Raw genomic sequence first — 14,751 nt, 5'->3', positions numbered from 1 at the left:
ATGAGGATGTGTTGCCGGATTTGTGGGGGATGAAAGCAGCGGGATAGAAGGTTGGGTGGCTAGCTAACCATTATGTGACTGATAAGTTGTATACAAGTCTATGGACATTTGTCCTGACTCTTGCATACAGTGTGCGCATAACAAAAACCAGGGAACTCCCCCACCATGAAAACGCCCCATGTTTCACACCAACGGCCCGAGGACGAGAATCTCGGGGTCGGCGCGAATATGGCTTACGGCCTGCAACACGTTCTGACCATGTATGGCGGTATCGTCGCGGTGCCATTGATCATCGGTCAGGCCGCCGGGCTTTCGCCTGCGGACATTGGTCTGTTGATTGCTGCTTCATTGTTTGCGGGGGGGCTGGCCACGTTGCTGCAAACCCTGGGTTTACCGTTTTTCGGATGTCAGTTGCCGCTGGTGCAGGGTGTGTCGTTCTCCGGCGTTGCCACTATGGTGGCGATTGTCAGCAGTGGCGGGGAGGGCGGCTTCCAGTCGGTGCTTGGCGCGGTGATTGCGGCGTCGCTGATTGGCTTGCTGATCACGCCGGTGTTTTCACGAATCACCAAGTTTTTCCCGCCGCTGGTCACGGGCATCGTGATCACCACCATCGGTCTGACGCTGATGCCGGTGGCTGCACGTTGGGCCATGGGCGGCAACAGTCACGCGCCTGACTTCGGCAGCATGCAGAACATCGGTCTGGCGGCGGTCACGCTGGTGCTGGTGTTGCTGCTGAGCAAAGTCGGCAGCTCCACCATCTCGCGTCTGTCGATCCTGTTGGCCATGGTGATCGGTACGGTGCTGGCGGTGTTCCTCGGCATGGCGGACTTCTCCAACGTCACCCAGGGCCCGATGTTCGGCTTCCCGACACCTTTCCATTTCGGCATGCCGACCTTCCACTTCGCTGCAATCCTGTCGATGTGCATTGTGGTCATGGTGACTCTGGTGGAAACCTCGGCGGACATCCTGGCAGTCGGTGAAATCATCGGCACCAAGGTCGACTCCAAGCGTCTGGGCAACGGCCTGCGGGCGGACATGCTGTCGAGCATGTTTGCGCCGATCTTCGGCTCGTTCACCCAGAGCGCCTTCGCCCAGAACGTCGGGCTGGTGGCGGTGACCGGGATCAAGAGCCGTTATGTGGTGGCCACCGGCGGTATCTTCCTGGTGATCCTCGGCCTGCTGCCGTTCATGGGCCGGGTCATCGCGGCAGTACCGACTTCGGTGCTCGGCGGCGCCGGTATCGTGCTGTTCGGCACGGTGGCGGCGAGTGGCATCCGCACGTTGTCCAAGGTTGATTACCGCAACAACGTCAACCTGATCATCGTTGCCACCTCGATCGGCTTCGGCATGATCCCGATTGCCGCGCCGAACTTCTACGATCACTTCCCGAGCTGGTTCGCGACCATTTTCCATTCGGGCATCAGCTCGTCGGCGATCATGGCAATTCTGCTGAACCTGGCGTTCAACCACTTCACGGCGGGCAACTCGGATCAGCAGTCGGTGTTTGCGGCGGCAGAAGAGCGGACCCTGCGTTATCGCGATCTGGCAGCGTTGCGTGAAGGCGACTACTTCAGCGACGGCAAGCTGCATGACTGCGACGGCAACGAAGTACCGGTGATCGATCCGGATTCGGATCACGGTCATGGCGCGCCAAAGGTACACGCCAAGAGCAGCGAGCATGTCTGACCGCTGTTGCTGAATAGAAAAGGGCCGATCAGTTGCGAAACTGATCGGCCCTTTTTATGGCGCCGACTTTTTCAATGCCGACAAAAAAGCCCCTGAATCTTTCGATTCAGGGGCTCTGTATTTGGCTCCACAACCTGGACTCGAACCAGGGACCCAGTGATTAACAGTCACTTGCTCTACCAACTGAGCTATTGCGGAATTGGTGCGTATGTTACTGATTTAAAAAGACTAGTCAAGCATCGGCGTGATTTTTTTACCGAACGGCTTTCAGCCACCGAAAGTAAAGGTCCCCATCAGCAGTTTTGCGTACAACGCCGTGGCCGCCAGTTGCACGAGCCACAAGGCCAGTCCGCCGAGAAACACCCCGGCCGCCACTTGCAGCACCAGGCTCTTTTCGCGTTTGCCCGAGGTGCGGGGTGGATAGTAGTCCAGCTCATCGCGGTCGGCGCGCAGGTCATCGTTTTTCATGTCGGCTCTCTGAAATATCGTCTGTGTGCAGTCTAGAGGGTGTAGCGGCATTTCTTCAGACAAATAAAAAACGGGAAGCCCGAAGGCTTCCCGTTTTCAGTGCGGCGCCGGATCAGATGACCTGAACGATGGCGTCTGTCACGGCTTCGATGTTGCTCTGGTTCAGCGCGGCCACGCAGATGCGGCCGGTGTCCAGGGCGTAGATGCCGAACTCGTTGCGCAGGCGGTGAACCTGTTCGGTGGTCAGGCCGGAGTAGGAGAACATGCCGCGCTGACGACCGACGAAGCTGAAGTCACGCTGCGGGGCTTTCTTCGCCAGCAGAGCAACCATCTGCTCGCGCATGCCGCGAATGCGCAGACGCATCTCGGCCAGTTCGGCTTCCCACTGGGCGCGCAGTTCCGGGCTGTTCAGCACGGCGGCGACCACGCTTGCACCGTGGGTCGGCGGGTTGGAGTAGTTGGTGCGGATCACGCGTTTGACTTGCGACAGGACGCGGGCGCTTTCCTCTTTCGATTCGCTGACGATCGACAGCGCACCGACGCGCTCGCCGTACAGCGAGAACGACTTGGAGAACGAACTCGACACGAAGAAGGTCAGGCCGGATTCGGCGAACAGGCGCACGGCAGCGGCGTCTTCGGCAATGCCGTCACCGAAACCCTGGTAAGCCATGTCGAGGAACGGCACGTGACCTTTGGCCTTGACCGCCTCCAGCACGTTGTTCCAGTCCGAAGGGCTCAGGTCGACGCCGGTCGGGTTGTGGCAGCAGGCGTGCAGCACGATGATCGAGCCGTTCGGCAGGGCGTTGAGATCTTCCAGCAGGCCGGCACGGTTCACATCGTGGGTGGCGGCGTCGTAGTAGCGGTAGTTCTGCACCGGGAAACCGGCGGTTTCGAACAGCGCGCGGTGGTTTTCCCAGCTCGGGTCGCTGATCGCCACAACGGCATTCGGCAGCAGTTGCTTGAGGAAGTCGGCACCGATTTTCAGCGCGCCGGTCCCGCCGACGGCCTGAGTGGTGACAACGCGGCCAGCTGCCAGCAGTGGCGAATCATTGCCGAACAGCAGCTTTTGCACGGCCTGATCGTAAGCGGCGATGCCGTCGATTGGCAGGTAGCCGCGCGAGGCGTGCTGAGCGGCGCGAATGGTTTCGGCTTCGATGACGGCGCGCAGGAGTGGAATTCGCCCCTCTTCGTTGCAGTACACACCCACCCCGAGATTGACCTTATTGGTCCGGGTATCGGCGTTGAATGCTTCGTTGAGGCCCAGGATTGGATCGCGGGGTGCCATTTCGACAGCGGAGAACAGGCTCATTTTTACGGCAGCTCTAATGGAGAGTGGAGGGACGTGTGGCGCTCCAGCCGAATGCACTAGAGCGGTGCACAAACGGGGAGCTAGTATAGAGGCCATCATCGATCAATGGCGACAGGCGAATCGGCTTTTAAGGTAAGTTTTTCCGATTATTTCTCGACCGTTAGTCGAATGGATTTGTCAGAAGCTTTACCGGATGTAGGACGTTTGCCTTGAAAGGCGAGGCAATCGGCTCCACATTCAGCACAATCTTCGTTTTTCCTTGCGCGACATCGGTCGTTTGCGGTCTTTCTCGTGGGCCTGCGCTTTGTCGTCGGCGTCGCGACTCCAGAGGTGTTTATGTCTGAATTCCAGCTCGTCACCCGTTTCGACCCCGCCGGCGATCAACCCGAAGCCATTCGCCAGATGGTCGAAGGCATCGAAGCCGGGCTGGCGCACCAGACGCTGCTCGGGGTGACCGGGTCGGGCAAGACCTTCAGCATCGCCAACGTGATCGCGCAGGTGCAGCGTCCGACCCTGGTGCTGGCGCCGAACAAGACCCTGGCTGCGCAGTTGTACGGCGAGTTCAAGTCGTTCTTCCCGAACAACGCCGTCGAGTACTTCGTTTCCTACTACGACTACTACCAGCCCGAAGCCTATGTGCCGTCGTCCGACACCTTCATCGAGAAGGATGCGTCGATCAACGACCACATCGAGCAGATGCGGCTGTCGGCGACCAAGGCCTTGCTTGAGCGCAAGGACGCGATCATCGTCACCACGGTGTCGTGCATCTACGGCCTTGGCAGCCCGGAAACCTATTTGAAAATGGTCTTGCACGTCGATCGCGGCGACAAGCTCGATCAGCGTGCGCTGGTTCGGCGCCTGGCCGACCTGCAATACACCCGCAACGACATGGATTTCGCCCGGGCGACGTTTCGGGTACGCGGCGACGTGATCGACATTTATCCGGCCGAATCCGACCTCGAAGCGATCCGGATCGAGCTGTTCGATGACGAAGTAGAAAGTATTTCCGCGTTCGACCCGCTGACCGGTGAGGTCATCCGCAAGCTGCCGCGCTTCACCTTTTACCCGAAGAGCCACTACGTGACGCCCCGGGAAACCTTGCTCGACGCCATCGAGGGGATCAAGGTCGAGTTACAGGAGCGCCTGGAATACCTGCGCAACAACAACAAACTGGTGGAAGCCCAGCGGCTGGAGCAGCGCACCCGGTTCGACCTGGAGATGATCCTCGAACTCGGCTACTGCAACGGCATCGAGAACTACTCGCGCTACCTGTCGGGCCGGCCGGCTGGCGCGCCGCCGCCGACCCTCTACGATTACCTGCCGGCCGACGCGTTGCTGGTGATCGACGAGTCCCATGTCAGCGTGCCGCAGGTCGGCGCGATGTATAAGGGCGACCGTTCACGTAAGGAAACACTGGTGGAATACGGTTTCCGCCTGCCATCGGCGCTGGATAACCGGCCGATGCGTTTCGACGAGTGGGAAGGGGTGAGCCCGCAGACGATCTTCGTTTCGGCCACGCCCGGCAACTACGAAGCCGAGCACGCCGGTCGGGTGATCGAGCAAGTGGTGCGCCCGACCGGTCTGGTCGATCCGCAGGTTGAAGTACGTCCGGCGCTGACTCAGGTCGACGATCTTTTGTCGGAAATCACCAAGCGGGTGGCGCTGGAGGAGCGGGTGCTGGTCACCACGCTGACCAAGCGCATGGCCGAAGACCTGACCGATTACCTGGCCGACCACGGCATTCGTGTGCGTTATCTGCACTCCGATATCGACACCGTCGAACGGGTCGAAATCATCCGCGACCTGCGTCTCGGCACGTTCGATGTGCTGGTGGGGATCAACCTGCTGCGTGAAGGCCTGGACATGCCGGAAGTGTCGCTGGTGGCGATTCTCGACGCGGACAAGGAAGGTTTCCTGCGTTCCGAGCGCTCGCTGATTCAGACCATCGGCCGGGCGGCGCGTAACCTCAATGGCCGGGCGATTCTCTACGCGGATCGCATGACTGGTTCGATGGAGCGCGCCATCGGCGAAACCGAGCGCCGTCGCGACAAGCAGATCGCCTTCAACCTGGCTAATGGCATCACGCCCAAGGGCGTGTTCAAGGACGTCGCCGACATCATGGAAGGCGCCACCGTGCCCGGTTCGCGCAGCAAGAAGCGCAAGGGCATGGCCAAGGCCGCCGAAGAGAGCGCCAAGTACGAAGCCGAACTGCGCTCGCCGAGCGAGATCACCAAGCGCATCCGCCAACTTGAAGAGAAGATGTACCAGTTGGCCCGCGACCTGGAGTTCGAAGCGGCGGCGCAAATGCGCGACGAAATTGCAAAGTTGCGTGAGCGCCTTTTGGCCGTCTGAAGGTTTGCAGTGTTTGGTCGGGCCTCTTCGCGAGCAAGCTCGCTCCCACATTGGAGTTGTGTCGTTCACAAAAAAACTGTGGGAGCGAGCTTGCTCGCGAATGGGGCGACTCGGTCTTAATGAGACTCCCCGGCCTTCAGTCCGGCGGGCAGTTTCTTGGTGAGCAAGATCGCCAACATGCTGATCCCCAACGCAATCCCGACAAAATGAAACGCATCGTTGTAGGCCATGATCAGCGCCTGCTGATGAACGATCTCGCTTAATTTGCCCAACGCCGCCGTGTCACTGCCGAACCGATCGGTCATCGACGCCAGGCGTTCGGCCACCTGCGGATTGGTCGGCACCACCGCTTCACGCAAGTAATCGAAGTAAGTCTTGGTGCGCGCGTCCAGCAACGTCGCAAGCAGGGCGATGCCGATGGCGCCGCCGAGGTTGCGCAAAATGTTGAACAGACTTGACGCCGAGCCCGCGTCCTGCGGCAGGATGTAAGCCGTGGCGATCAGCGAAATGGTCACCATGATCAGTGGTTGACCGAGGGCGCGGATAATCTGGATCTGATTGAACTGCGGCCCGGCAAAATCCGGGTTTAGCACGCCAGATGAAAAACTCGCCAGCCCGAACAGGCCAAAACCGATCGTGCACAGCCATTTTGGCGAGACGAATTTCATCAGCTTCGGCACCAGCGGAATCAGAAACAGCTGCGGCACGCCCATCCACATGATCACCTCACCGATCTGCAGGGCGTTGTAGTTCTGGATCTGTGCCAGGTACAGCGGCAACAGATAGATCGAGCCGTACAGCCCGACGCCCATGCCGAGGCTGGAAATACTCGACAGACCGAAATTGCGGTTGCGCAGGATGCCCAGGTTGATCAGCGGATTGGGCTTGGAGATCTGCACGATCACGAAGGTGATCAGGCTCAGCAGGGCGATGCTGCCCAGCGTCACGATCAGATTCGATTCCAGCCAGTCCTTGCGATGGCCTTCCTCAAGGAAAACCTGCAAGCAACCGAGGCCGACGCCCAGCGTGAGAATGCCGGTGTAATCGGTGCTTTTCAGCAGTTCCCAGTGCGCTTCTTTCTTCTCCAGGCCGTACATCAGCCCGGCGATCATGATCAGTCCCGGCGGGATGTTGATATAGAAGATGTACTCCCAGCCCCAGTTTTCCGTGAGCCAGCCGCCGAGGGTCGGGCCGATGGACGGGGCGAAGGTGGCGGTCATGGCAAACATGGCCATGCCTTTGGCCCGGTGGTGTTCGGGGAGTTTGATCAGCGTCAGGGTGAACGCCAGCGGGATCAGCGCGCCGCCGGTGAAGCCTTGCATGGCGCGAAACACGATCATGCTTTCCAGGCTCCAGGCCATCGAGCACAGCAGCGACGAAATCAGAAAACCCAGCGAAACCCACACCGCCAGCCGCCGGGCCGACAGCAACTGCACCAGCCAGGCGGTCAGCGGAATCATGATGATTTCCGCCACCAGATAAGACGTCGAAATCCACGAGCCTTCTTCCAGCGTCGCCGACAGGGCGCCTTGAATGTCCTTGAGCGATGAGTTGGTGATCTGGATGTCGAGCACCGCCATGAAGGCGCCGAGCATCACGCTCATCACGGCGATCCAGTCCCGCCGGGTCGGTTCGCCGGCCGGGCGGATCAGTTGGTCACCGGCCATTGTCAGGGGCGTCTTTGATATTCACGGTTGCGGTGACCGACATGCCCGGACGGATTTTGCCGTGCAGCGGGTTATCGGCCTTGAAGGTCAACTTGACCGGAATCCGCTGCACGACCTTGGTGAAGTTGCCGGTAGCGTTGTCCGGCGGCAACAGGCTGAACTGCGCGCCGGAGGCCGCGAACAGGCTGTCCACCCGCGCTTCGATCGGCGTATCGCCGTAGGCATCGAAGATCAGCTCGGCCTTCTGTCCCGGTTGCATGTGGCCGATCTGGGTTTCCTTGAAGTTGGCCTGGACCCAGATGTCCTCGTCCGGAACGATCGACAAAAGATAGGCGCCGGCCTGCACAACTTGCCCATTGCGGGCGGCGCGCTGGCCGATCAGGCCGCTGATCGGTGCGTGGATTTCGCTGCGGGTCAGGTTCAGTTCGGCCTGGGCAAGGTCGGCGCGGGCGTTGGCGATCTGCGCGTCGAGGCGTTTGATTTCGGCGGTCAGTGCATTGACCTGCTGGCGCTGGCTCTGGGCATCGGCTTGCGCCTTGGCCACTTGCGAGCGGGCGATGTGGGCTTCGGCAGAAAGGGTGGTGACACGCTCCTCGGAAACGTAGCCGGGTTTGCGCAGGGTTTCTGCCCGCGACAAATCCACCTGCGAGCGGCCGAGTGTCGCCTGGGTGCTGGCCACCTGTGCGTCGCTGGCGGCGATCAGGCTGGCTTGCTGGGTCAGTTTGCTCTGGGCTTGCAGGCGCTCGGCCTCGCGGGTGGCGAGGGCGGCGTTGGCCCGATCGACGGCAAGGCGAAAGTCATTGCCTTCGAGACGGATCAGCAGTTGGCCTTTTTCCACGTGCTGATTGTCCTGCACCAGCACTTCGTCGATACGCGCGCTCAACTGGCTCGACACACGGGTGATTTCACCCTGGACATAAGCGTTGTCGGTGCTTTCATAAAAGCGGCCCTTGAAAAACCAATGGGCGAAAAAGCCCCCGGCAATCAACAGGACCAGCAACAGGAAAATGAACAGGCGACGCTTGAGTTGGGCAGGCATGGGCAAACTGTAGTCGAGGAATTGTAAGGAAAGTTATCAGCAGGCGAATCTGGCATACAGCCGATGAGCGGTAAATGCCGTCTGTTGATAATCGGCCATTCATCACGACCAACGGGCGTTCCAGACGCAACCTTGGCTTAAATGCCCTGCCCGCTGGAGCGGGGCGGGTGTCGCCTGTTACCATTCGCCGCTTGATTGTTCTTTGCTTTTCATTCTTTTCGAGACATGCCATGACCACCGTCCGCACTCGCATCGCGCCATCGCCTACCGGGGATCCCCACGTAGGTACCGCTTACATCGCACTGTTCAACTACTGCTTTGCCAAGCAGCACGGCGGTGAGTTCATCCTGCGGATCGAAGACACCGATCAGTTGCGTTCGACCCGCGAGTCCGAACAGCAGATCTTCGACGCTTTGCGCTGGCTGGGTATCGACTGGAGCGAAGGCCCGGACGTCGGCGGCCCGCACGGTCCATACCGTCAGAGCGAGCGCGGCGACATCTATCAGAAGTACTGCCAGCAACTGGTCGACATGGGCCACGCCTTCCCGTGCTTCTGCACCGCCGAAGAGCTGGACCAGATGCGCGCCGAGCAAATGGCGCGCGGCGAAACCCCGCGTTACGACGGCCGTGCGCTGCTGCTGTCCAAGGAAGAAGTCGCCCGTCGCCTGGCTGCCGGCGAACCCCACGTGATCCGCATGAAAGTGCCGACCGAAGGCGTCTGCGTGGTGCCGGACATGCTGCGTGGCGACGTCGAGATCCCGTGGGATCGCATGGACATGCAGGTGCTGATGAAGACCGACGGCCTGCCGACGTACTTCCTGGCCAACGTGGTCGACGATCACCTGATGGGCATCACCCACGTGCTGCGCGGTGAAGAATGGCTGCCGTCGGCGCCGAAACTGATCCTGCTCTATGAATACTTCGGTTGGGAACAACCGCAGCTGTGCTACATGCCGCTGCTGCGTAACCCGGACAAGAGCAAGCTGTCCAAGCGCAAGAACCCGACCTCGGTGACGTTCTACGAGCGCATGGGCTTCATGCCGGAAGCGATGCTCAACTACCTGGGCCGCATGGGCTGGTCGATGCCGGACGAGCGCGAGAAGTTCTCGCTGCAGGAAATGGTCGACAACTTCGACCTCAAGCGTGTGTCGCTGGGCGGGCCGATTTTCGACATCGAGAAGCTGTCGTGGCTCAACGGCCAGTGGCTGCGTGATCTGCCGGTGGAAGAGTTTGCCGCTCGCGTACAGAAGTGGGCGTTCAACTCCGAATACATGATGAAGATCGCGCCGCACGTTCAGGGCCGTGTCGAAACTTTCAGCCAGGTTGCACCACTGGCCGGATTCTTCTTCGCCGGTGGCGTGAATCCGGATGCCAAGCTGTTCGAGTCGAAAAAGCTCTCGGGTGATCAGGTTCGTCAACTGATGCAGTTGATCCTGTGGAAACTGGAAAGCCTGCGTCAGTGGGAGAAGGACAGCATCACCGCGACGATTCAGGCGGTGGTCGAATCCCTCGAGCTGAAGCTGCGTGATGCGATGCCGTTGATGTTTGCGGCGATCACCGGTCAGGCGAGCTCGGTGTCGGTGCTTGATGCGATGGAAATCCTCGGGCCGGACCTGACCCGTTTCCGTCTGCGCCAGGCGATTGACCTGCTGGGCGGCGTGTCGAAGAAAGAAAACAAAGAGTGGGAAAAGCTGTTGGGCGCCATCGCCTGATTGGGTTTGACTCTGCAGGATGCGCCGCAGGTCAGGATCTTTTGATCCCGTCCTTCGGCGTTTTCTCCCGAATTTATGGGGGGAGGGTGGTAAGTGATTGTTATGCCGACAAAAAATTTTGAAATTTTTCAAAAATAAGTTTGACAGCCTTTCGATACGCCCTTAAGATTCGCCCCGTCCTCAGCGATGACATCAACGATGAGGGGCTATAGCTCAGCTGGGAGAGCGCTTGCATGGCATGCAAGAGGTCGACGGTTCGATCCCGTCTAGCTCCACCAATTTACACTTCGAAGCCTGGCCACACCGGCTTCGAAGCGATCAACACTCAGCGTTGATCAGTTGTATAGAAGGGTTTGCGTCCCCTTCGTCTAGTGGCCTAGGACACCGCCCTTTCACGGCGGTAACAGGGGTTCGAGTCCCCTAGGGGACGCCAGTTTTACAGAAGCGATGTTGCAAGATGTCGCTCCGCCGAGAGGCGAAAAATCCGGGGCTATAGCTCAGCTGGGAGAGCGCCTGCATGGCATGCAGGAGGTCAGCGGTTCGATCCCGCTTAGCTCCACCAATTTACAGTTCAAGGTCTGGCCACACCGGCCTTGAATCGATCAGTACTCAGCGCTGATCAGTTGTATAGAAGGTTTGTGTCCCCTTCGTCTAGTGGCCTAGGACACCGCCCTTTCACGGCGGTAACAGGGGTTCGAGTCCCCTAGGGGACGCCACGATTACCCGCTTTGCGGGATTTTATAAGGGTCATTCAATTATTGAATGGCCCTTTTGTTTGTCTGGCGTTTGGCCAAATCCTCTTTTTCCTTAACACTGTGCTTCAGACCAGCGGTCACGCGTGTGACTTGCGGAATATTATTATGAGAATAATATTGCTATCGTAATATTCGGAGGCGACGATGAACGACAAGAAAGCTCAAACCCGCGAACGCATTCTCAAGGCCGCCAGCGCTGCACTGATCCAGCGCGGCCCCGCTGAACCGAGCGTGGGCGAAGTGATGGGCGCTGCCGGCCTGACCGTCGGTGGCTTCTACGCACACTTCGAAAGCAAGGACGCAATGATGCTCGAGGCGTTCAAGCAATTGCTCGGTCGCCGTCGCGACCTGATTGCGGACATGGACAGCGAACTGACCGGTGAAGAGCGCCGCGCCCTGGTGGCTGCGTTCTACCTGTCGCGCAAACATCGCGATTCCAGCGATTCAGCGTGCCCGATTCCGGCCTCCATTGGTGAGCTGGGCCGTCTGCCAGAAGCGTTCCGGATCGCATTGAACGAACACCTGGAATTGATGATTGCGCAGTTGGCCGCAACGCCGGAAGACACCGATAAAGCGTTGGCCGACGTGGCCTTGATGGTAGGTGGTCTGGCGCTCGCGAGGGCGTTGGGCCCTGGGGATTTATCCGATCGATTGCTGCGCGCTGCCAAGTCGGCGGTGCGTTGACCTGAAGGCTACAAGCCCGAGGAGAGAGCGATGAGCACGTTGAAGTGGGTTCGTGGCGTTAATGGCACCTTGGGCTGGTTTGCACCGAAACTGGTGGCGAGCAAAATGCGGCTGGCGTTCATGACGCCGCGCGCGAATGCGCCGCGGGACTGGGAATTGCCGCTGCTGGAGAAATCCGAGCGCATCACGTTGCGTTTCGGTCTCTCGGCCCTGCGTTGGGGGCAAGGCCCGACTGTCTTGCTGATGCACGGCTGGGAAGGGCGGCCCACCCAGTTTGCCGCGTTGATCACGGCGCTGGTTGAAGCGGGTTACACCGTTGTCGCGCTGGATGGCCCGGCCCACGGCCGCTCGCCGGGGCGCGAAGCCAATGTGGTGTTGTTCGCTCGTGCGATGCTTGAGGCCGCTGCAGAGTTGCCACCGTTGCAAGCGGTCATTGGCCACTCCATGGGCGGTGCCAGCGCCATGCTCGCCGTGCAATTGGGCTTGCGCACTGAAACCTTGGTGAGTATCGCCGCTCCGGCGCGAATCCTTGGTGTTTTGCGCGGATTCGCCCGTTACGTCGGCATGCCACCCAGAGCTCGTTCCGCGTTCATTCGTCAAGTCGAGCAGGACGTTGGCATGCGCGCAGCCACTCTCGATGTCGCCCACTATCAACTGGATATGCCAGGCCTGATCGTACATGCCGAGGACGACACGTTCGTCCCGGTCAAGGAATCCCGACTGATCCACGAATCCTGGTTCGACAGCCGCTTGCTGCGTCTGGAAACCGGCGGCCATCAGCGAGTGCTGGCCGACCCTCGGGTGATTGATGGTGTGTTATCACTGCTGGCCGGGCGAAGCCTTCAGGCGCGGCAATCGGCGTAGTCATCCGTTACACTGCCCCGGTTGAATAATCTGACCGGGAGTAGGGCATGGGCTGGGATCGGGCGACGCCGTTTACCATTGATCTGCAAGTGGGCGCCGAGGACATCGACGGGCTGGGCCACGCCAATAACGCGGTGTACGTGACCTGGCTCGAACGCTGCGCCTGGCGCCACTCGCAGCGCCTGGGTCTGGATCTGGTCGAGTACCGGCGTCTGGATCGGGCAATGGCCGTTGTACGACACGAAATCGATTACCTGGCGGCCGCCTACGAAGGCGACGAGCTGCAACTGGCGACCTGGATCGTCGATTGGGATCAGCGCCTGAAAATGACCCGTCACTTCCAGTTGATTCGCCCCAGCGACAACGCCACGCTGCTGCGCGCCCAGACCACCTTCGTCTGCATTGAGCTGTCGACCGGCAAGCCCAAGCGCATGCCTGCCGAGTTCGTCGAAGGCTACGGCCCGGCCATACAGACGGCGGACATGGGTTTAACCCGCGAAACCCAGTAAACTGCCGCACGTTTTTCCTTGAGTGTGTGTTTCCCATGCAAATTGCTCTGGCGCCGATGGAAGGGTTGGTCGACGACATCCTGCGCGATGTCCTGACCCGTGTCGGCGGTATTGACTGGTGTGTGACCGAGTTCATCCGGGTCAACGATCAGTTGCTGACCCCAGCCTATTTCCACAAGTTCGGCCCCGAACTGCTCAACGGTGCGCGCACGGCTTCCGGCGTGCCACTGCGCGTGCAGTTGCTGGGTTCCGATCCGGTGTGCCTGGCGGAAAACGCGGCACTGGCCTGCGAGTTGGGTTCTGAGGTGATTGACCTGAACTTCGGCTGCCCCGCCAAGACCGTTAACAAGTCCCGTGGTGGTGCGGTTCTGCTCAAGGAGCCGGAACTGCTCAACCAGATCGTCGAGCACGTCCGTCGCGCTGTCCCTGCGCACATTCCGGTCACTGCCAAGATGCGCCTGGGGTTCGACAGCCCCGATGGTTCGCTGGTATGCGCCACGGCGCTGGCCGAGGGCGGTGCCGAGCACATCGTGGTTCACGCCCGGACCAAGATGGACGGCTACAAACCGCCGGCGCATTGGGAGTGGATTCCGCGTGTGCAGGACGTGGTCAAGGTGCCGGTGTTCGCCAATGGCGACATCTGGAGCGTCGAAGACTGGCGTCGCTGCCGGGAAATCAGCGGTGTCGAAGACATCATGCTCGGTCGTGGCCTGGTGTCGCGTCCGGATCTGGCCCGTCAGATCGCCGCCGCTCGTGCCGGCGAGGAAGTCGTCGAGATGACCTGGTCCGAGCTGCTGCCGCTGATCCAGGACTTCTGGCTGCAAGCCAAGGCACAGATGACCGCGCGTCAATCGCCGGGCCGCCTGAAGCAATGGCTGGCGATGCTGACCCGCAATTACTCCGAAGCCACCGAGCTGTTTACCGTGCTTCGCCGCGAAACCGAACCGGATCAGGTCTCGCGTTTGCTGGGCTTGCCGGTCGCCGAAGCGGCCTGAAAAAAATCTTCAAATCGTCTCTTGAAAACAAAATGCAGGTCCCTATCTAAGGGTTACGCGATGCCGAATTCGGGTCGCGGAGACAAAAAAACTTGCTGATTGTTTTCAGGAGATTTGAACCATGAGTACTGCATTTTCCCTCGCTCCACTGTTCCGTTCCTCGGTAGGTTTCGACCGTTTCAACGACCTGTTCGAAACCGCCCTGCGCAACGAGCCAGGCAGCAGCTATCCTCCTTACAACGTCGAAAAACACGGTGACGATCAATACCGCATCGTCGTGGCGGCGGCCGGTTTCCAGGAAGAAGACCTGGAACTGCAAGTCGAGAAAGGTGTGCTGACCATCAGTGGCGGCAAGCGTGACGCGAACGAAGGTGTCACTTTCCTGCACCAGGGCATCGCCCAACGTGCATTCAAGCTGTCCTTCCGCCTGGCCGATCACATCGAGATCAAGGCTGCCGACCTGCGTAACGGTCTGTTGAGCATTGACCTGCTGCGAGTGATCCCGGAAGAAGCGAAAGCCAAGCGCATCCCGATCAACGGGGCGGAGAAGCCGGTCCTGCAATAAGCCGACCGGGAAGAAGGGCGCCGAAAGGCGCCCTTTTTTGTGCCCGTTGTCTCGTCCTGAATAAGGTTTACACCTTCTGACCCATTCTCAGGAGGGAGTAATGAATACAGGAAAAAGGCGCAGTCAGCGTGATTACACGCGGACCT

General features: G+C 59.9%; 12 protein-coding genes and 5 tRNA genes. 12 read left to right on the top strand and 5 right to left on the bottom strand.

Annotated elements, in window-relative coordinates:
• Positions 1-165: 165 nt before the first annotated feature.
• Positions 166-1,686 (top strand): nucleobase:cation symporter-2 family protein, encoded by a 1,521-nt coding sequence (locus tag CAF79_RS21330; protein WP_085700168.1) that lies wholly within the window; start codon positions 166-168, stop codon positions 1,684-1,686.
• A gap of 122 nt (positions 1,687-1,808) precedes the next feature.
• Here CAF79_RS21330 and CAF79_RS21325 read toward each other — a convergent pair.
• From CAF79_RS21325 to CAF79_RS21315, 3 genes are all read right to left on the bottom strand, one after another.
• A tRNA-Asn gene (locus tag CAF79_RS21325) sits at positions 1,809-1,884 on the bottom strand.
• Positions 1,885-1,953: 69 nt separating this feature from the next.
• Positions 1,954-2,154 carry a hypothetical protein gene (locus tag CAF79_RS21320; RefSeq protein ID WP_065257405.1) on the bottom strand — a complete coding sequence of 67 codons (201 nt, stop codon included), beginning with the start codon at positions 2,152-2,154 and terminating at the stop codon, positions 1,954-1,956.
• A 112-nt stretch (positions 2,155-2,266) separates the two neighbouring features.
• A complete protein-coding gene (locus CAF79_RS21315; protein WP_085700167.1) occupies positions 2,267-3,463 on the bottom strand; it encodes an amino acid aminotransferase in 1,197 nt (398 codons plus the stop codon).
• A gap of 336 nt (positions 3,464-3,799) precedes the next feature.
• On the opposite strand from CAF79_RS21315, the gene uvrB reads away from it, so the two are divergent.
• Positions 3,800-5,815 (top strand): excinuclease ABC subunit UvrB, encoded by a 2,016-nt coding sequence (uvrB, locus tag CAF79_RS21310; protein ID WP_085700166.1) that lies wholly within the window; start codon positions 3,800-3,802, stop codon positions 5,813-5,815.
• Positions 5,816-5,931: 116 nt separating this feature from the next.
• On the opposite strand, the gene CAF79_RS21305 is transcribed toward uvrB, so the two are convergent.
• Together CAF79_RS21305 and CAF79_RS21300 are read right to left on the bottom strand one after the other, a co-directional pair.
• Complete coding sequence (locus tag CAF79_RS21305) at positions 5,932-7,422, bottom strand: MDR family MFS transporter (RefSeq protein ID WP_170929767.1); 1,491 nt, start codon at positions 7,420-7,422, stop codon at positions 5,932-5,934.
• A gap of 49 nt (positions 7,423-7,471) precedes the next feature.
• On the bottom strand, positions 7,472-8,521 hold the full coding sequence (locus CAF79_RS21300; protein WP_085700164.1) for an HlyD family secretion protein: 1,050 nt from the start codon (positions 8,519-8,521) through the stop codon (positions 7,472-7,474).
• A gap of 230 nt (positions 8,522-8,751) precedes the next feature.
• On the opposite strand from CAF79_RS21300, the gene gltX reads away from it, so the two are divergent.
• The 10 genes from gltX (at position 8,752) to CAF79_RS21250 (ending at position 14,605) form a co-directional block, all read left to right on the top strand.
• Entirely contained in the window at positions 8,752-10,233 is a 1,482-nt protein-coding gene (gltX, locus tag CAF79_RS21295; protein WP_085700163.1) for a glutamate--tRNA ligase, read from the top strand.
• Between the two features lie 202 nt (positions 10,234-10,435).
• Positions 10,436-10,511, top strand: a tRNA-Ala gene (locus CAF79_RS21290).
• A 79-nt stretch (positions 10,512-10,590) separates the two neighbouring features.
• Positions 10,591-10,666 (top strand) — tRNA-Glu (locus CAF79_RS21285).
• A gap of 53 nt (positions 10,667-10,719) precedes the next feature.
• A tRNA-Ala gene (locus tag CAF79_RS21280) sits at positions 10,720-10,795 on the top strand.
• A gap of 78 nt (positions 10,796-10,873) precedes the next feature.
• A tRNA-Glu gene (locus tag CAF79_RS21275) sits at positions 10,874-10,949 on the top strand.
• A 183-nt stretch (positions 10,950-11,132) separates the two neighbouring features.
• Positions 11,133-11,672 carry a TetR/AcrR family transcriptional regulator gene (locus CAF79_RS21270; RefSeq protein WP_011333341.1) on the top strand — a complete coding sequence of 180 codons (540 nt, stop codon included), beginning with the start codon at positions 11,133-11,135 and terminating at the stop codon, positions 11,670-11,672.
• Positions 11,673-11,702: 30 nt separating this feature from the next.
• Positions 11,703-12,536 (top strand): alpha/beta fold hydrolase, encoded by an 834-nt coding sequence (locus CAF79_RS21265; RefSeq protein WP_085700162.1) that lies wholly within the window; start codon positions 11,703-11,705, stop codon positions 12,534-12,536.
• A 47-nt stretch (positions 12,537-12,583) separates the two neighbouring features.
• Positions 12,584-13,045, top strand: a complete 462-nt coding sequence (locus CAF79_RS21260) for a thioesterase family protein (RefSeq protein ID WP_085700161.1) — start codon at positions 12,584-12,586, stop codon at positions 13,043-13,045.
• A gap of 35 nt (positions 13,046-13,080) precedes the next feature.
• Entirely contained in the window at positions 13,081-14,040 is a 960-nt protein-coding gene (locus CAF79_RS21255; protein ID WP_085700160.1) for a tRNA-dihydrouridine synthase, read from the top strand.
• Between the two features lie 121 nt (positions 14,041-14,161).
• Positions 14,162-14,605: an Hsp20 family protein gene (locus CAF79_RS21250; protein ID WP_065261390.1), complete on the top strand. Its 444-nt coding sequence runs from the start codon at positions 14,162-14,164 to the stop codon at positions 14,603-14,605.
• Positions 14,606-14,751: the final 146 nt, after the last annotated feature.

The sequence above is a fragment of the Pseudomonas sp. B26(2017) genome, from assembly GCF_002113045.1.
Taxonomy (GTDB): Bacteria; Pseudomonadota; Gammaproteobacteria; order Pseudomonadales; family Pseudomonadaceae; genus Aquipseudomonas.
This window is presented reverse-complemented; position numbering and strand designations above follow the sequence as displayed.